This is a genomic window from Paenibacillus sp. 23TSA30-6 (assembly GCF_014858585.1).
In the GTDB taxonomy this organism is placed as follows: domain Bacteria; phylum Bacillota; class Bacilli; order Paenibacillales; family Paenibacillaceae; genus Paenibacillus.
The window spans coordinates 38,966-56,154 of sequence record NZ_SLTL01000005.1 but is presented as its reverse complement, the minus strand read 5'-3'; the positions used below and the strand labels follow the sequence as shown (position 1 = coordinate 56,154).

17 protein-coding genes and 1 pseudogene are annotated in these 17,189 nt (G+C 46.3%); 10 read left to right on the top strand and 8 right to left on the bottom strand.

All coding sequences use genetic code 11. The annotated features are described in order from the left end of the window. Positions 1–19 precede the first annotated feature (19 nt). Positions 20–550 carry a DUF1036 domain-containing protein gene (locus E0698_RS06125; RefSeq protein WP_238353879.1) on the top strand — a complete coding sequence of 177 codons (531 nt, stop codon included), beginning with the start codon at positions 20–22 and terminating at the stop codon, positions 548–550. Positions 551–704: 154 nt separating this feature from the next. On the opposite strand, the gene E0698_RS06120 is transcribed toward E0698_RS06125, so the two are convergent. Continuing rightward, positions 705–1,757 (bottom strand): Atu2307/SP_0267 family LLM class monooxygenase, encoded by a 1,053-nt coding sequence (locus E0698_RS06120; protein WP_192510951.1) that lies wholly within the window; start codon positions 1,755–1,757, stop codon positions 705–707. Positions 1,758–2,005: 248 nt separating this feature from the next. Here E0698_RS06120 and E0698_RS06115 point away from each other — a divergent pair, with 248 nt between their 5' ends. Continuing rightward, a complete protein-coding gene (locus E0698_RS06115; RefSeq protein WP_192510950.1) occupies positions 2,006–2,761 on the top strand; it encodes an AIM24 family protein in 756 nt (251 codons plus the stop codon). Between the two features lie 42 nt (positions 2,762–2,803). Here E0698_RS06115 and E0698_RS06110 read toward each other — a convergent pair whose 3' ends face one another. Continuing rightward, the gene (locus tag E0698_RS06110) at positions 2,804–3,145 is read right to left on the bottom strand and encodes a zinc ribbon domain-containing protein YjdM (protein WP_044648825.1); all 342 of its coding nucleotides are present in this window, start codon (positions 3,143–3,145) and stop codon (positions 2,804–2,806) included. Positions 3,146–3,402: 257 nt separating this feature from the next. Then, positions 3,403–4,269 carry an SDR family oxidoreductase gene (locus E0698_RS06105; RefSeq protein WP_192510949.1) on the bottom strand — a complete coding sequence of 289 codons (867 nt, stop codon included), beginning with the start codon at positions 4,267–4,269 and terminating at the stop codon, positions 3,403–3,405. 139 nt (positions 4,270–4,408) lie between these two features. Between E0698_RS06105 and E0698_RS06100 the strand changes: the two genes are divergently transcribed. Continuing rightward, the gene (locus E0698_RS06100; RefSeq protein ID WP_192510948.1) at positions 4,409–5,299 is read left to right on the top strand and encodes a diacylglycerol/lipid kinase family protein; all 891 of its coding nucleotides are present in this window, start codon (positions 4,409–4,411) and stop codon (positions 5,297–5,299) included. Positions 5,300–5,317: 18 nt separating this feature from the next. On the opposite strand, the gene E0698_RS06095 is transcribed toward E0698_RS06100, so the two are convergent. Then, on the bottom strand, positions 5,318–5,860 hold the full coding sequence (locus tag E0698_RS06095) for a hypothetical protein (RefSeq protein WP_134911837.1): 543 nt from the start codon (positions 5,858–5,860) through the stop codon (positions 5,318–5,320). A 95-nt stretch (positions 5,861–5,955) separates the two neighbouring features. Between E0698_RS06095 and E0698_RS06090 the strand changes: the two genes are divergently transcribed. After that, positions 5,956–6,870 (top strand): phosphatidate cytidylyltransferase, encoded by a 915-nt coding sequence (locus E0698_RS06090; RefSeq protein ID WP_192510947.1) that lies wholly within the window; start codon positions 5,956–5,958, stop codon positions 6,868–6,870. Positions 6,871–6,977: 107 nt separating this feature from the next. Here E0698_RS06090 and pdxR read toward each other — a convergent pair whose 3' ends face one another. Beyond that, positions 6,978–8,351 carry a MocR-like pyridoxine biosynthesis transcription factor PdxR gene (gene pdxR / locus E0698_RS06085; protein ID WP_192510946.1) on the bottom strand — a complete coding sequence of 458 codons (1,374 nt, stop codon included), beginning with the start codon at positions 8,349–8,351 and terminating at the stop codon, positions 6,978–6,980. 109 nt (positions 8,352–8,460) lie between these two features. On the opposite strand from pdxR, the gene E0698_RS06080 reads away from it, so the two are divergent. After that, the gene (locus E0698_RS06080) at positions 8,461–9,360 is read left to right on the top strand and encodes a DMT family transporter (protein ID WP_192510945.1); all 900 of its coding nucleotides are present in this window, start codon (positions 8,461–8,463) and stop codon (positions 9,358–9,360) included. A 10-nt stretch (positions 9,361–9,370) separates the two neighbouring features. Here the strand turns inward: E0698_RS06080 and E0698_RS06075 are convergent. Beyond that, positions 9,371–9,514, bottom strand: a pseudogene (locus tag E0698_RS06075) (HTH domain-containing protein); the annotation flags it as partial. A gap of 150 nt (positions 9,515–9,664) precedes the next feature. Here E0698_RS06075 and E0698_RS06070 point away from each other — a divergent pair. The 5 genes from E0698_RS06070 (at position 9,665) to E0698_RS06050 (ending at position 14,559) form a co-directional block, all read left to right on the top strand. After that, entirely contained in the window at positions 9,665–10,393 is a 729-nt protein-coding gene (locus tag E0698_RS06070; RefSeq protein WP_192510944.1) for an SDR family oxidoreductase, read from the top strand. 26 nt (positions 10,394–10,419) lie between these two features. Continuing rightward, positions 10,420–10,857, top strand: coding sequence for a MerR family transcriptional regulator (locus E0698_RS06065; protein WP_192510943.1), 438 nt, complete (start codon positions 10,420–10,422; stop codon positions 10,855–10,857). Between the two features lie 91 nt (positions 10,858–10,948). Then, a complete protein-coding gene (locus E0698_RS06060) occupies positions 10,949–11,824 on the top strand; it encodes a GNAT family N-acetyltransferase (RefSeq protein WP_192510942.1) in 876 nt (291 codons plus the stop codon). A gap of 315 nt (positions 11,825–12,139) precedes the next feature. Next, the gene (locus E0698_RS06055; RefSeq protein ID WP_238353878.1) at positions 12,140–13,294 is read left to right on the top strand and encodes an RDD family protein; all 1,155 of its coding nucleotides are present in this window, start codon (positions 12,140–12,142) and stop codon (positions 13,292–13,294) included. Positions 13,295–13,518: 224 nt separating this feature from the next. Continuing rightward, the gene (locus E0698_RS06050) at positions 13,519–14,559 is read left to right on the top strand and encodes a CdaR family transcriptional regulator (protein WP_192510941.1); all 1,041 of its coding nucleotides are present in this window, start codon (positions 13,519–13,521) and stop codon (positions 14,557–14,559) included. On the opposite strand, the gene E0698_RS06045 is transcribed toward E0698_RS06050, so the two are convergent. Together E0698_RS06045 and E0698_RS06040 are read right to left on the bottom strand one after the other, a co-directional pair. Further along, on the bottom strand, positions 14,553–15,713 hold the full coding sequence (locus E0698_RS06045) for a glycerate kinase family protein (protein WP_192510940.1): 1,161 nt from the start codon (positions 15,711–15,713) through the stop codon (positions 14,553–14,555). The genes E0698_RS06050 and E0698_RS06045 overlap by 7 nt on opposite strands. Positions 15,714–15,734: 21 nt before the next feature. Further along, on the bottom strand, positions 15,735–17,030 hold the full coding sequence (locus E0698_RS06040) for a GntP family permease (RefSeq protein WP_192510939.1): 1,296 nt from the start codon (positions 17,028–17,030) through the stop codon (positions 15,735–15,737). Between the last annotated feature and the right edge of the window lie 159 nt (positions 17,031–17,189).

Sequence of the window (17,189 nt, the reverse complement as noted above, 5' to 3'; positions counted from 1 at the left end):
TACATTGTATAATTACTATATGAGGAAAGAAGTGACGACAATGGGTCTTAATTTTCGCAACAGTACCAATGCGGCTATCTTTGTAGTCTTTGCCTACCCGGACTTCAGCTGTAGTCCTGTTAACTACTCTAAAGCAGGCTGGTACCGTGTTAACCCCGGACAGACTATCCAGGTGTGGAGCGGCTTCGCAGGAGGCAATACGTTCTTTTATTACGCTGAAGATGATTTTGGACGCCAGTGGCGGGGTTCATACTTCACTCAAGTTCCTGAGACGGCCTTCGATTGGTGCTGGGATACAGGCTGTACCACTTGTAGAAGCGTGGGACTGCGGAGAATCGCAGTTAGTCCGTTCGTCTTGAACTACACCATCAACTTTATAACGAGCAGTAGTCAAAGAAAACCTGCATCATCCACACTCCGCATGACACTGCCTTCCAAAGCAACCCAAGAGAAGCCTATTTTGCGCAGAGTCCCTGCAACACCTAAGAAACTAAAACAAGGGAAACCTCTATTGCAAAAACGCATCGCGCATAAAAAACGGACCAAATAAATAATTGGGTATTTCGCAAAACAAGCTAGCTAAGCCAAGCTAAAGAATTACCTTTTCAAGCACGCACATACAGATTATTTTAGAACCAAAAAAAGGAGCGACCTCATCCCCATGGGTCTGCTCCTTTCTCTTTTATCTATTGAGGTAAATCCACTTATTTACTCTCAGCTTCCCATTTGGATATTTCCTCGCGAACCCGTGGGGCTACCTCTGTTCCCAATAGCTCAATGGCTCTCATGACATCCTCGTGCGGCATCGTGCCTACAGGTACGTGCAATAGAAAGCGTGTAATGCCTACCTGCTTGCGCAGGTGAATGATTTTCTTGGCAACCGTATCGGGATCGCCTACATACAGCGCCCCTTCAAAGCTACGCGCGGAATCAAAGCTGGAACGAGTGTAAGGTCCCCATCCACGCTCTCGCCCAAGCACATTCATACTCTGCTGGGTGGAAGGGAAAAACTTGTCGGCTGCAAGCTCGGTATTTTCTGCGATAAAACCATGGGAGTGTGATGCAACCGGAAGTAATGATGCGTCGTGCCCTGCGTGCGCAGCCGCTTTTTTATATAGCTCCACAAGCGGCGCAAACTGCACAGGACTACCGCCAATAATCGCCAGAACCAATGGTAACCCGAGCAAGCCCGCGCGAACCACGGACTCCTGATTGCCTCCGCTACCAATCCATACGGGCAACGGGTCCTGAACCGGACGTGGATAAACGCCCAGATTATTGATCGCAGGCCGATGTCCACCTTTCCAGGTGACTTTTTCCGAATCCCGTATTTTCAACAACAGTTCGAGTTTTTCATCAAACAGTTCGTCATAGTTATCTAAGTCATAGCCAAACAGCGGGAAGGATTCGATAAAAGAACCCCTGCCTGCCATGATTTCAGCCCGTCCATTCGAGATACCATCCAGCGTAGCAAAATCCTGAAATACACGCACCGGATCATCTGAGGAAAGCACCGTGACTGCGCTGGTCAGCCGAATCCGCTGGGTCTGCGAAGCAGCAGCAGCTAGTATTACCGCAGGAGCAGATGCCGCATAATCTTTACGATGATGCTCTCCCACACCATATACATCCAGCCCTACCCGATCTGCAAGCACAATCTCCTCGACAACTTCACGTATTCGTTGCGCATGACTGATGACCTCGCCCGTTAGTGTATCCGGCGTTGTTTCTACAAATGTGCTGATACCTATCTCCACTTGCCCTACCCCCTACTTCAATGTCTCGTTCCCATCGGCTGCTTTGTAAGCAAACCATTTTAAAAACAGATATCTTTATTTTGAACTTTTTTTATAACTTTTTCAAGCCCTGCTTTCTAAATATGGAACCGGCTTAAGAGAACCTGAGGATTTTCCGCAGGAAACGATATCTTTCTGTCGAATAATTTAGGGAATAAAAGAGATTTCAATCCTCACAGCGTGAATACAACAAGGGGGCTCATACATCCATGGCTTTTGTCATCAATAACCTAAAGGATAACAGCAATGTTGCCATCGCAGACCAATTAGGTGGATTTACCGTATTGGAATACATCTCGGATTTAAGCTGCACCTCGGTTGCGGCTGCGGAAGCCAATTACTATATGAGTAAAAGTAACATGCGCCGCAAGCAGCTCATGATCGAAATCAACAATAGTGAAATCATGATGAAGGCGGGCGCCATGCAATATACGGTGGGCAGTATGGAGATGACTACCGGTGTAAAAGGCGTTGGAGGCTTAATGCGAAACTTGGTGTCCGGTGCTGTAACAGGGACAGGTGCCATTAAACCGCACTATAAAGGCACGGGTACCATCATGCTGGAGCCTACCTACCAATATATTTGGCTTATTGATGTCGACAATGATGATATTGCCATCGAAGACGGCTTGTTTTTGGCTTGTGACACGACGCTAGACATATCCGTCGTTGCACGTAGTAATCTTTCCTCTGCCGCACTGGGTGGAGAGGGATTATTTAATTTAAGCGCCCGGGGAAAAGGAGTTCTTGCCCTGCAAGCGCCTATCCCATCTGAGGAAGCCGTCGTTATAGAATTGCAAAACGATGTGCTGAAGGTGGATGGTAACTTTGCCCTCATGTGGTCCAATACCTTACAGTTCACCGTCGAAAAATCCGGGAAAACCAAAATGGGCTCGGCTGCTTCCGGCGAAGGTCTGGTCAATGTGTACAGGGGAACAGGAACCGTATGGTTAGCACCATTATAAACATAAAAAAGGAGAAGCCCTCGGCTTCTCCTTTCTTACATTTTAGTTCTTTTTCACAAACTCGGATTTTAATTTCATCGCTCCGAAGCCATCAATTTTGCAATCAATATCATGGTCGCCTTCCACCAGACGGATATTCTTTACTTTTGTGCCGATTTTCAGGACGGATGAGCTTCCTTTGACTTTAAGGTCTTTAATGACGGTTACAGAATCACCGTCCTGCAGAACGTTACCATTGGCATCTTTGATGACTTTTACATCTTCGTTATTTGCTGCTTCTGAATCGGAAGACCACTCATGAGCGCATTCCGGGCAAATGAAAAGACTCCGATCCTCGTACGTGTATTCTGAATTACATTCCGGGCAATTTGGCAAATTAGACATATTTGTATGTACTCCATTCATTATCAATTCTACACCTGTGATCATCCTATGAAACAAACCTTGCTCCAAGCCCTCCTTGGAGTTCCTTACAAGTATATTGGATAATCAGCAACGATTCCACTAATAGAGGAAATTAGTTTAGGATTTTCCTTTCCTTTTAAAATGATGATGATGATTGAAAAAGGATGCCCGCCTCGTTAGGTAGCATCCTTCATCATGAGCAGAATCATATATTGAAAATGTACTCTACGGCACGTTTATGCCTTTGTTTGCTCAACCAGCTCACGAATTCCTTGGCTAATCGGCGTAAGCGGGCGTTTCAGAAGCTTCTCGAAATCGTTGCTTACAACATCTAAAGCTCCTTCGCGAATGGCTTTTTGAATACCGACCACAATAGGGATTGCGGCTTCCGGTACGCCCGCACCAAGCATAATGTCGGCATACGCAGTATCGTCTACCTGCTGTACAGGCACATCCTTACCCAGCACCTCAGCAAGAATCGCCGCAAACTCTTCTTGGGTAATCGGCTTGCCGGAAAGCTCATATATTGTGTTTTCATGCCCTTCGCCGGATAATACGATTGCCGCCGCTTGCGCATAATCTGCACGGGCAGCCCAACCTACTTTACCGGAACCTGCTGAGGTCAGCCAGGGAGCCCCGGCCAGCACGGATTGAATCGTGCCTGCTTCATTTTCAAGATACCAGTTATTGCGCAGTAAAGAGTAAGGGATGCCCGATTCGCGAATGAACTCTTCCGTTATACGATGTACAGGTGCAAGGAACAAAGTGCTGTCGGCCGCATTGGCAGCGCTGGTATAAGCGATGAAGCCTACTCCCGCACGTACAGCAGCATCCACAGCAGCCTTATGCTGGCGGATTCTCGTATCATTATCGCCTTCTGCGGATATAATCAGCAGTCGGTCTACACCAGCAAACGCTTGGTCCAGCGTCTCCGGTTTATCAAAGTCGCCATGACGAACGTCAACGCCACGGGCACGCAAGTTTTCTGCTTTTTCCGGATTTCTCACGCTAACAATAAGGTCTTCTGCCGATACGGATGCAAGCAACGCCTCTACCACGATGGAACCCAGTTGCCCGGTTGCTCCTGTTAATGCGATTTTCATATGAAATCCTCCATTCAGATTTTATTTACCTTTCTATAGTAACTATAAATATGACGATTGTCTAATTTGGAGTCAAAAGGTCTGCTTTTCGGGTAAGGGTTAGTAATCCAAACTTTCTCCTATAGAGAGGAACATGTGTATGAAGCAAGCCATGATTATTGTAAATCCATCTTCTGGAAAAGAGAAGGCAGTCGAACATGTCAGAAACGTAGAAGACACTCTACGTGACAAAGGATACGACGTTACGATCAAGGAGACGGCAAAAGAACTGGACGCTGCGCGGTTTTGCACCACGGCGTGCGAGGAAGGCTATGACCTGGTCGTGTCCATCGGCGGGGATGGCACACTTCACGAAACGATCAACGGCCTTATGGATCAAGACCACCGCCCTAAGCTGGGTGTTGTCCCCCTTGGGACGGTCAATGATTTTGCCCGTGCCTTACAAATTCCGCTGAACCCCGAGCAGGCGATCCGTACACTCACTTCTTCCAGCGTAAAAACAGTAGATTTGAGCCGATTAAACGACCAATTGTTTGCCAACATTGTTGCCGCAGGCTCACTCGCTGAATCGCTGTCTTCCGTATCGTCCGACGATAAGTCCAAGCTTGGCGCTTTTGCCTACTTAAAAGAAGGAATTAAAGAACTCATCGGCAATGCTGCCCACCCTCTCGTCATACGTTATGATGAACAGACCTGGGAAGGGGAATCCCCGCTCTTTCTCGCTGCTTTAACCAACTCGGTCGGCGGATTCGAAAAACTGGCGCCCGATGCTGCTGTTGACGATGGTCTGCTTCACTGCTTTATTTTCAAAAACCTCAATATATTGAATACTGTGACGGCCAGCCTATCTTTATTGTTCGGCAGCCTGAAAGATCATAAAGATGTAGTTTACTTTACCGCAAAGCATGTAAGTGTCAGCTCCGCAGAATCGGTCAGTACGAATGTAGATGGGGAGGCAGGGCCGTCTTTACCCATCGAGCTTCGGATTTTACCACGTCATATTGAGGTGATTGTGCCGGAAGAGGTCTAAGTAATGCGGTGCTGGTCCTCAAGCTTGAGGATCATACTCGCTCAATTTTCCTTCATAAATCAAATGCAGTCGGTCGCTTTGCCGAAAATCGTCCGGCGTAATAAGAGCAGGCAACTTGTTCCATATTTTTATGCCGGATCGCTGTAAAATTTCTGCGACGAACTGCGAACAAAAATAGGAATTGCTGAACTCGACTGGTTCTTTGAGTGCAATACCAATCAAACCCAGTAAGTTATACATATATTTTTGACGACTTCGGATAAAGACGTGTAGGACCCGTTTCATTTTTTCGACTTCACGCTCGGTTACTTGAAGCTCGTAGATGACACATGTTGTATTCGGAAATCTGCTGTATGTACCTGTCTTAATATCCTCTTTCACGAAACCACCATCCAGCGGGTTGTTGGGGGTCTTTCTCCCGAAGCTGTATAACTCCGAAAGTTCCCGGTTGAAGGAAATGGAGGCATGATTGTATGGCGCCCTCGTATAGCTTTTAATGACTCTCGTAAGAAATGTTCCCGTATTCGTAAGCAAGATAAAGACGGATTGATCTGCTACCATTTACGAAATTTCCCCTTATCAAGTTTGAATTATTCCTTCATAATAACATAGGAACCCTAATGGAACCCTATTTCGCGATAAGTTGGTGAGTGGTAATGGACAGTTCGCTATTAACGTTAATCCTTATTTTTACAGCCTTATTGGTCATCCATCTGATTTATATAGTGGTAGTCAAAACACAGTCAGACAAAGACTATGCAGCTATTGGGCTTCGCATCAAGACATGGTGGGGTATGTTCTTTATCTTTTGCTTGGCAACACTTTTCAATCCGATCGTTTCACTGCTTTCCCTGATGGCACTCACCTTTTTTGCGCTAAAAGAATACTTTTCCATGATTAGATCCAGAAAAGCTGATCGCAGATTGTTTCTATGGGCATACTTGGCGATTCCCGTACAATTTTATTGGATTTATATCGGGTGGTACGGAATGTTTATTGTCTTTATCCCTATCTATGTATTCTTGCTGCTACCGCTCCCGCGATTGATTAACAAAGGAACGGTTGGTTTTTTGCGCAGTGTCAGCTCGACCCAATGGGGACTCATGCTGATGGTTTTCGGGTTGAGTCATCTGGCCTATTTTCAGTTTGCTACGCCGCAATACGGAGCGAAACTTGTACTTTTCCTAGTTGTACTGACGCAGCTCAATGATGTCGTACACTATCTAGCATCACTCTATTTCGGAAAGCGGAAAATCGTCCCGACATCCAATCCCAATATAACTTGGGAAGGCTTTTCATTCGCTTTTCCCGTAACCATAGCGGCTTCCTATCTCATCTATCCCTACCTGACGCCGTTTGACCTGAAATTTGGAATTATTTTCGGCATGCTGATCAGCTTGAGCGGTTTCTTCGGCAGCTTAACGGTTTCCGTGCTGAAGCGGGATTTATTAATCGGCGATGATGACAAGTTCGATGCTTTGAAAAGAAGCTATTTAAGCCGGGTGGATAGCTTGACCTACACCTCGCCCGTATTTTTTCACGTGATTCGTTATTTTTTTGACTTTATGTAGCGATTACATGGCTCAAACCTCTTATGAATAGGTGACCATAGAACACGATATCTTGTTATGAAAAAAGCAGCCTATCCTCACTTAAGGATAGGCTGCTTTTGCGTGTACTACCGTTGCAGGGCATTCCTAATCCTGCTAACCCCTTCACGAATTTCGTTTTCCTTTAGATGCCCGTAGCCCATTAGCAGTCGATTCCCTTCGAGCTGTGCCGCAAATACATTTTCGCTACGGAGATGTTCTAGCAAATTCTCTCGGAGTGGGAACTGAAACTCTGCTACCAAATGTAAACCAGCCGATCGGCCACATACCCGGTATTGCCCTGTAAAATGCTGCTCCAGGCTATCAAGCAGGACCTGACGACGCTTGGCGTACACTTTTTTCATCTTATGTACATGCTTATGAAGGAGTCGCTTCCTGATATACCGACTCAACACAATTTGCTCCAGGCTCGCCGTCTGGTAATCCGCCAGTTGCTTTAAACGGATAAAATCAGCGACTCGTGACGGGGGAAGAACAATATAGCCGATCCGCAGTGCGGGGAACAAAATTTTGCTAAACGTCCCGACATATAACACCCGTTCTGGATCCAGACTCTGCAAGGAGTGGACGGGCGCCCCGTCATACCGGAACTCACTGTCATAATCATCTTCGAGCAGCAGGCATCCTGTCCGGGCCGCATACTGGATAAGCTCGATCCGCCTTTGGATCGGCAAGATACCTCCCAGCGGGAACTGGTGCGAGGGTGTAAGATATGCCAGCTTGGGGTGTCTCTTTTGCGGCAGATCGGCTGTTATAACTCCCGAATCATCAACAGGCATGCTCCGCAGTGTGGCCCCTGTAGCCGACAGAATGCTTTTTAAATCTTCATTTGTCGGTTCCTCTACCAGAGCTTCGTCTCCAGCTGACAGTAACAGACGGGTGACAAGCTGAATCGCTTGTACTGCTCCGCTAGTGATTACAATATGTTCCGGTCTGGCTTTCACTCCTCTGGTGTGAACCAAATAGTCGGCCAGCTCCCTTCGTAACTCAGGCTCTCCAGCAGGGTCGCCATAGCCCAGTGCCAGATCAGGAGCCTCTTTGCATACGCTCTGAAGCAAGTCGGCCCATGATTTGCGCGGGAACAATTCCAATGCGGGGAGGCCTGTCCGGAAGGATATTACCGACACCTCATTTGAATATGAAGTATTCATTGCAGACGCAGACGCCTCGATAGGCGGTGCGGATACATAACCTGGAAGAACGGCCCCCTCGGCTACATAGGTACCTGAACCCGAGCGCGCAATGGCTAAGCCTTCGGCTAGCAGCATTTCATAAGCTTCGAGGATAACATTCCGGGAAACATTCAACTGTAAGGCCAGCACCCGGGTCGAAGGAAGTTTATATCCTGCATGCAGTTCTCCGGCTAGAATACGGTCCCGTATCGCTTGATACACCTGACGCAGCATCGGAACTGTCACATTCTTATCGATAGATAACCACATAGGTTGCCCCCTCAAGCGGTACTGTCAAAAACCTCTTCAACTGGATCTACAAGTGCCCAGTTTCTATTGCTACAGTATATATCAATATCTGTACAAGAGGTGAGATGAAATGAACAAACCAACCTTTTCGACTTACATGGAATTAGTGATCGCAACCTCCATTGTCGGCAGTTCTGTAGTAGTCGGTAAACTGGTCGTGATGCGGCTGCCTGTTTTTTTATCGCAATCTGCCAGTCTGGCCGTTGCCCTTCTGTTCTTGGTACCCATTGTATTCATCAAGAAATATTCACTAAGGATCAGCAAACGAGATGCCTTAATCCTGTTCATTCAGGCCCTGATCGGCATGTTTCTCTTCCGCGTCCTAATGCTGTACGGGCTGGCCTACGCCTCTGCTTCCGAAAGCGGAATTTTAACAAGCTTGACCCCAGCTATCGTTGCACTTCTTTCGTATGTACTGCTGAGAGAAAAGATTACGCTACGCCCCGGTCTCGGGATCGCCTGTTCACTGCTCGGTGTTTTGGCACTGCAAATACCTCACATATCGGCGCTCTGGTTCAATGCTCCCAACGCAACCTCGTTCATTGGCATGCTGCTTGTTCTGTCTGCTGTGTTCGGAGAAGCGGCACTGACGGTATTACGCAAGATGCTATCCAGCGATGTCTCTTCCCTGCTTGGGACTATGTATATAACACTCTTTTCATTCCTTATGTTTCTGGGTTGTTCCTTCGGGGAGGCCCGACAGTTCAACTTTAACCACGTTGGGGCAGGAGAGATTGGGCTTGTCTTATATTATGGTATCTTTGTCACAGCATTAGCCTACGTATTATGGTTTCGGGGCGTGTCAAGGGTATCGGCTAGTACAGCAGCTGTATACACGGGTTGTATTCCCGTCAGTACACTGTTGCTGTCCTATATCATCCTCCGTGAATCCTTCTCATTTGCTCATCTGGCTGGTGCAGGCTTTGTGTTTCTGGGCATCATGCTCATATCACGCGGTGAACGCCGCTGACTCACGCAAAGACTTTATATTTTTCAATTACTTTAAGATCGTTGCGGATCGTCTTTTCAGAGCAGTCGGTCAGATCCGCCAGATCCTGCGCTAACCACAACCGGTCCGGTTCAGTTAACAACATTCGTAAAATTTCCATTTGCCTTTTATTCATTCCATTCTCCCATCTTCCAAAATAAAGAATGTCTAGGGCATTTCGAGCTATATTTTTGCTGATTTTGTGTTGACTTTAAGTATACTCCAAGTAGTACATTTAAAGCATGGTGGCCGCCAAATTCAAGAATAATGAAAAGAGGAATCGTTCATGACTATTGGGAAAACAGTTCTTATTACTGGGGCCAACAAAGGCATCGGGTATGAAACAGCCAGACAATTGGGGGGTATGGGTTTTACAATCCTGATTGGCTCACGGAATGAGCAGAGCGGCCGGGAAGCGGTGGTTAAGTTGGCTAATGAGGGAGTAGAAGCTCGATTGATTTTGTTAGACGTGACGAATCAAAGTACGATTGATTCCGCAGTCCATCAAATCAAACAAGAATCCGGTTCCCTTGATGTACTAATCAACAATGCCGGCATATCTTTGGGAGGAGCCACTCCTCCAAGTCAGTTCTCTTTGGACGATTTAAGAGAAACGTATGAAACAAACTTTTTCGGTTTGGTCGCGGTGACGCAAGCCATGCTGCCTTTATTGCAAGAATCTCCATGCGGTAGAATCGTTAACTTGTCGAGTGGCCTTGGTTCGTTAACCTATAATAGCGATCCTGAGCACGAGCATGCCCAATTTAATTTGCTTGCCTACAATAGCAGTAAAGCAGCGGTTAATATGTTCACCGTCACCCTTGCCAAAGAATTCAAAGACTCGCCTCTCAAAATTAATTCGGCTGACCCTGGCTTTACCGCCACTGACTTAAATGGCTTTACAGGACCGGGTTCGGTACAACAAGCTGCTGCTGTCGTTGTTCGTTTAGCCACTTTAAATAATGATGGGCCGTCAGGAGGGTTTTTCGACGCGAATGGAGAAGTGCCTTGGTAATCGTTACAATTAAGGAGTGGGATACTTTGCAGGAAATTCCGGAGACCATAACCTCGATTAGTCAAGCTGCAGAACTAACAGGTTTAACAGAGGATACCATACGTTATTATGAGCGAATTGGCTTACTGCCTTATGCAGAGCGAAAGGCTAACGGACACAGGTTCTACAGTAGAGATCAGATTCTGGGGATTATCTTTTTAACCCGATTAAAAGCCACTGGAATGACCATAGAGGAAATGAAGCATTATCGAGAACTTTCGATGCAAGGCAACAGCACCATCCCGATCAGACACTCCTTACTTGAAAAACATAATCAGAAGATTCAACAGGAAATTTCCAGACTGATGGAAACCCAAAAAATTATTGAATATAAGCTCAACCATTATCGTGACATCTCTGCAAATCCCGATCTTGGCGATACTAATTGTAACCCTACAACACCCAGCACCAATCCCCTTTTTTAAGGGGTTATTTTCATTTTCAGTGGGAGATTGATGGAGCCCCCTTAATTCCCTATAATCCAAATATAGCATGAATTTCTAGGGGGGAATAACGGTGATCACCTATATGAGATGCAATGACGTCAGCATGGAACACATTTTTCAAGCATTTTCGCTTGGGTTCTCGGATTATTCCATTCGCCTGACCACGGATCAGGACGAATTCGCAGCACGTTTTTTTGGTCCAGAGGGTAATACACGGAATCACTCTTTCCTTGCCATGGATGAGGATCAACCGATCGGCTTAATTCTCGGTGGTGTCCGACAGTTCGACGGGTACAAGACCATGCGTTGCGGCACGCTATGCATCGCTCCGGCTTACCGTGGTCAGGGGATTAGCAACAAGTTGCTGGAATTACATAAACAAACAGCCATCTCCGCGGACTGCCAGCAGCTATGGCTCGAAGTCATCAAGGATAATCATCGGGCAGTCAAATTATATGAAAAGCAAGGCTACCAGGCACGCTATACGCTGAAATACTACAACGGCACTCTGCCCTCCATCCCAGCCGCTGCCCCCTCATCTTCGTATATTCTTAAGGAAGTTACATTTGATGACGTCGCAGCTTTTCGTAAGACCCTCACCGACTGTCACATCCATTGGCAAAGTGACACACCTTATTACGCCACCAGTACACAGGAAGCTTTTCTCGGCATCTACGAAGTGAATCAAACGTGCCTCGGCATGGTGAGCATGAGTGCTCAGGGTAAAATCAACTTTCTTTGGGTCGATCCTAAGCATCGCAACCAAGGATTAGGATGCGCCCTCCTTCATAGAGCAGCAAAGATCCAAAAGGTTGAGAAGGTATACATCTGTCTGTCCGACAATGACTCTCTTGAAGGCTTTATCCAAAAAATAGGTCTCTCCAAAGACCCCATCGAGCAATATGAAATGTGTATGCCGCTGAAGGTTGATCATGTTGTACAATGATCAACCTTCTTCCTATCCATGCTCCTTGCTTGATTCACCTACATCTATCATTTCTGAGAACGATTGATATACTCTGATTTGACCAATGCGCACATGTAAAGATCATCATATTTCCCTAACGTAAATTCATATTGGGAGAGGAGCCCTTCTTGCCGAAAGCCTGCTTTTTCAAGCAAACGCAAGGATTGTGCATTCTCTGGCTCTACTAGCGCCTGAATGCAGTTCAATGAGAGGAAGGGATATTTATAATAATTTCTTTGTTTATAGAATGTTTTCCTAAACATGGATTGTAAAATGACCGTTAATATAAGGAGTATGTTTTTAATTATTAAAGAAGAGGTGTATTTTTTGGACGAACAGCACATATCACACAATCCGCAGTCAACTGCAAGACAGATGTACATTCGGCATGGTCAAAATTATGGGGCAGACACCAATAGAATGGCCGAAATATCAAAAACGTACGGGAATTCTACTCTGCTTAGACGGTGGGGAGCAACGGTTTTTGATTTCATATTTTTTTTAATCGGGTATATTTGTTTTTTTATTTCTGTCATTCAAATAACGGATAGATGGTTTTTGCCTTTAGCGATTGCATCCCGTTGTATTCTGCTTATTGCTTTCTTCAGCTATTATTTGCTTTTGGAAGGTTACACAGGCTATACGCTTGGTAAGTTCGTTTTTCGTATTAAGGTGGTTAACGGGGAAGGAAAGCCTCCTGGTTTTCTTAAATCACTCATTCGTACGCTGCTCAGGCTAATAGACACCAATCCATTGCTAATGGGTGGGATACCTGCTGGTATCAGTGTGTTAGTAACTGCATCAAGACAACGAATTGGTGATTTAGCTGCGGGTACATATGTTGTAAAGGTACGGGATTTAGAGCCGATTAGCAAAAAGACAATGCAACGTTCGCTCTTTATATTTTTTACTGCAATGGTGATCTTGGGAGCCTCGTTTGTAAATGCTATTTTTATACTGGCAAACAATTACGTGCCTCCTGAAGCTCCAGTGAACAAGAAAGAGCAAAGCTATGTAAGTAAAGATGGACGATTTCAAATCACGGCCCCACTGGACTGGTCAACAGACCCGGACCGTGAAGGAAAAGCAGAGATTGCGATATTTAATCCGTACATTCAAAAGTCCGTTGTGGTACTATCCCACTCAAAAAAGCAATTGGGCAATATAACTCTCCAACAGTATGGTAAGAAAGCTGAAAATAACTTAACCAAAGAGTGGAACCTGTCCAGTGTAGGACCTGTCTCTAACACAACCATTCATGGATATCCTGCCCTTGAGTTCGTGATTAAAGGCAAGAAAGATGTGGACAAATATGTTACCCATGTAGCGATTATTGAGACCGAAAAGAATTACTACCAGGTGCTTGGATATGCACCAGCGTCTAAAGACGGCCGTTTAAAGAAAGAACTACACGACATTACCTATAGCTTCCGCGAGGTTCATCATTAGACTGCGTGGCTGGCAATAAAAAGGATAAGACACATAAAGCAGGTGCTTCCTTAGAGCCCTGTTTTTTTGCGTACAACGATTCTTCACATCTATGATAAAATAGGCTGACATGCTCGGCGACCTGCCTTATCATATTGTTCAGATGCACAATAAATTGAAAACCCTTTCATAAAGGTAGTCATTAAAATACACTATATCACTATAGATAAAGGAGGAATCCTGATTTGTTTCAGCTCTCCGAAAAACAAGCCCAAGACATCGTAGACAAAATGATGAAGGATATTCCATACAATATCAATATTATGAATGAACGAGGCATTATCATTGGCAGCGGCGAGAGTGAACGAATCGGAACCATTCACCAAGGAGCTGTTCAGGCGCTCGAAACCGGGAAAATGGTTGAAGTGTGGCAGGACGGCCACTATGAGAAAAAGGGAACCAATGAACCGATTGTCATTCATCATGAGTTAGTTGGTGTCATTGGTATTTCAGGCAATCCTGATGAAGTGCGTCCTTTTTGCAATATTGTTAAAACTACGGTGTCTCTCCTGATTGAACAGCGGATCTCATTGGAGCATCTGGCCCACGAAGCCAACCGCAAAAAATCTGTGCTGGAAATGTTGTTAAATCATCAGGGAGCCTACACGCAAAAAATAAAAAAAGAAGCAGCTCAATATCACATTGATTTGCTTCTAAAAACTTCGGCTGTATATGTAAAGTACCTGCCTGCTGATCCAGCTCATTTAGCCGAGTTGTCCAATATATTCATGCAGCATCCATCCTTTCGTATGGAGGAAGACTGCTATCTCATCCTAATACAAAATCAGGAGCCGACAGACAAACTGCTAGAGCCACTTGTGTACAGCCATCCCGATGTGCTGATTACGGTCAGCAGACAAGAGCACAACATTGCGGATGTTTATATGCAAGCCAAGTCAGCTATGAATGTTTTACTGGCTTTGCGCCCGCCTGTGCAAAAAATTTCTTTTGTGGAAGTCGAATTTCTGGTCAAATTGAGTCAAACGAACCTGACGAACACGATCTATCTGGTTAGCAAGCTGGAAGATACCGTGGATTTGCTGGATACGCTGCGAAGCTTTATTAACCATAACGGCAGTGTCTCCCTTACCGCAGATGAATTAAATATTCACCGAAATACGCTGCAATACCGCCTGAAGCGCATCCATACCTTAACGGGTAAAGATCCCCGGAATCTCCTTCAACTTTTTGAGCTTACGCACGGCTTATTGGCACTGTATCAATAACAATCTGTCCATTTCTCGCTGAATTGGAGTACTCTTGCGATATTCTCGCACGTACGCTCTACGTTTTGCGGCCCTTCGGCCAGCAGCTTATCCAGCTCCGATGCTCCCGGCACGATGCCGAACACCGCATCTATTCCTTCCTTGTACAACGTGTCGATCCCTTCCCCGATATAACCTGCCACCGCAATGACCTTTTTGCCAGACTGTTTTGCCGCCTGAGCTACTCCATAAGGAGTTTTACCAAATTTGGTCTGAAAATCAATACCGCCTTCTCCCGTCAAAACGATATCAGCAGTTGCGAGCTTTTGTTTTAAACCGGTGTATTCAATCACAATTTCAATGCCTTTTTGCAGTACCGCCTGAGTAAAAATCAGCAACCCCGCACCCAATCCTCCTGCTGCGCCCGCTCCCGGAAGATCGCGTACATCCTTGCCCAGTTGCTGCTTCACCACATCCGCGTAATGGGCAAGATTGGCATCCAATTGTTGCACCATTTCCGGGGTTGCCCCTTTTTGCGGGCCGAATACATAAGATGCCCCATGCGCTCCGCACAGCGGATTTGTCACATCACAGGCTACAATCAATTGCACCTGCTGCAAGCGAGCATCCAGTGATGAAATATCAATACTGGCCAGCTCACCCAGACTACCGCCGCCGCGCGGAAGAGTATTGCCTGTTGCATCCAGAAATCTGGCGCCCAGCGCTTCCGCCATTCCTGTACCGCCATCATTCGTCGCGCTTCCGCCAATGCCGATGATAATTTTTCGAATTCCCTGATTCAGACATTCACGGATTAACTCCCCCGTACCGTAGGTTGTTGTCTTTAACGGGTTTTTGTTATCCTTGTTAACCAGATGGATTCCGCTGGCGGATGCCATCTCAATCGCCGCAGTGGTGCCATCCCCCAGCAAGCCATATGCAGCAGTTACAGGTTCCCCGAGCGGCCCTGTCACCTCTATATAACGAATCTGCCCGCCTGTCGCATCCACCAGTGACTGTACCGTTCCTTCACCGCCGTCCGCCATAGGGACGTGGACATAATTTGCGGCCGGATAGACCTTGCGCAGTCCTTTTTCCATCGCGATACATACTTCTTTAGCCGTCATGCTTTCTTTAAAAGAATCTGGTGCCAGCACAAATGTCTTCTCTCTCATCTTTTCACCCCATCGTGAATATTAAAGTAAAAATCCATACATTAATGTTGCTACAATTGCCATCGTTCCACCCACAATAGCTTCGTAAGGGATAAGTCCCATCCGTTGTTTAATGCTCATTTTCATGCTGTCTGCCGTGACGTGAAAATAGTTGCCCTGTGGCAAGGAATCTATGACTGTAGCTCCTGTATGCACCATCACAGCAGCGGCCAACGGAGCTGTCCCCATGTTCAGAATTGCTTCCCCAAACGAGCCTGTCGCCAAAATAACTCCCGTCGAGGTGGACGCCGTGGCAGCTGCCATCAGAATACCTGCAAGCGGTGCCAAAAATGTACCGGAAACCCCCGACACTTCAATCAGGCCAACCACCTGAGCAGATAAATTGGAGGCAGAGATCAGACCCGCAATCCCGCCCGCACCGATCAAAATCAGCACGGTCGCCGTCATTTTATTCAGACCGGAGGCCGAATACTTCAAGATATTGCGCCCTTGTCCCATTGCCAGCATACCCACAATCCCAGCAATCGGCAAAATGTACATCGCATCCACCTTGAAATTCGAAAGTGCTTCAATGCCGGAGATGGAACCAATCGGGTTAATCATCAGCAAAATAACAGCCACCAGTGGGGCTACAATCGCCCGTCCCAACGCCGGGTATTTCGATGTATCGACATCACTGTCCATGATATCCTGGTCGGACACCTTTACACCTTTGATTTTCAACATAGATGCCACCAAAACAGTCATAATTAAACCGCATATCGCAGGGACCACACCCGCCAACATAACGTGGCTTAAATCCAGATTAAATCCGCGCGCCGCTGCAATCGTATTAGGATTGGGAGAGATGATGTTCCCCGCCTTTCCGCCTCCAGACAAGGCCAGTAGGAGCGCCAGCTTGGAAATCCCCATTTTGTTGCCGACCGACAATGCAATAGGTGCCACAATCAGCACTGCAACGGGAATAAATACGCCTACCGCCGTAATAATCATCGTCGCCAAGGCTAATGCGAGTATCGCTTTACTGCCGCCAAATTTCTTTACAATAGCCTGCGCAATTGTCTCCGCTGCCCCGGATTCCATCATTACGCCTGCCAATACACCTGCGGCGAGCACACGAATGACCGTCCCCATCACACTTTGCGTACCGTTTATTAACACGCTGATCGTCTGCTCCAGATTGGCTCCGCCCAATAAAGCGCCTACAATAGCTCCCAAAAATAAAGCGTAAACCGGATTCAGCTTTCTTAATATCAGAATAATTGCAATAGCCAGCCCTGCCAGAGCTCCTATCCAACTGATCGTCAATCCTTCCATCTGTCTAACCCCCCGGGCAATTTTTGATTACGCTTTCATTATATCGATTGCAGGCCATTAAAAATATTGAAGAACAGACGAAATTGATTGTGCATTTGCACATAAAAAAGTCCATGTTTCCCTTCCGGAAACTGGACTTATAATATTACTTATCCAAAC

Coding starts and splice junctions, on each gene's coding strand:
- E0698_RS06045 (WP_192510940.1), bottom strand. CDS start 15,713: ATGAGAGAGAAGACATTTGTGCTGGCACCAGATTCTTTTAAAGAAAGC.
- E0698_RS06080 (WP_192510945.1), top strand. CDS start 8,461: ATGAACAAACCAACCTTTTCGACTTACATGGAATTAGTGATCGCAACC.
- E0698_RS06055 (WP_238353878.1), top strand. CDS start 12,140: ATGTTTTTAATTATTAAAGAAGAGGTGTATTTTTTGGACGAACAGCAC.
- E0698_RS06105 (WP_192510949.1), bottom strand. CDS start 4,269: ATGAAAATCGCATTAACAGGAGCAACCGGGCAACTGGGTTCCATCGTG.
- E0698_RS06040 (WP_192510939.1), bottom strand. CDS start 17,030: ATGGAAGGATTGACGATCAGTTGGATAGGAGCTCTGGCAGGGCTGGCT.
- E0698_RS06110 (WP_044648825.1), bottom strand. CDS start 3,145: ATGTCTAATTTGCCAAATTGCCCGGAATGTAATTCAGAATACACGTAC.
- E0698_RS06115 (WP_192510950.1), top strand. CDS start 2,006: ATGGCTTTTGTCATCAATAACCTAAAGGATAACAGCAATGTTGCCATC.
- pdxR (WP_192510946.1), bottom strand. CDS start 8,351: ATGTGGTTATCTATCGATAAGAATGTGACAGTTCCGATGCTGCGTCAG.
- E0698_RS06070 (WP_192510944.1), top strand. CDS start 9,665: ATGACTATTGGGAAAACAGTTCTTATTACTGGGGCCAACAAAGGCATC.
- E0698_RS06090 (WP_192510947.1), top strand. CDS start 5,956: ATGGACAGTTCGCTATTAACGTTAATCCTTATTTTTACAGCCTTATTG.
- E0698_RS06100 (WP_192510948.1), top strand. CDS start 4,409: ATGAAGCAAGCCATGATTATTGTAAATCCATCTTCTGGAAAAGAGAAG.
- E0698_RS06125 (WP_238353879.1), top strand. CDS start 20: ATGAGGAAAGAAGTGACGACAATGGGTCTTAATTTTCGCAACAGTACC.
- E0698_RS06095 (WP_134911837.1), bottom strand. CDS start 5,860: ATGGTAGCAGATCAATCCGTCTTTATCTTGCTTACGAATACGGGAACA.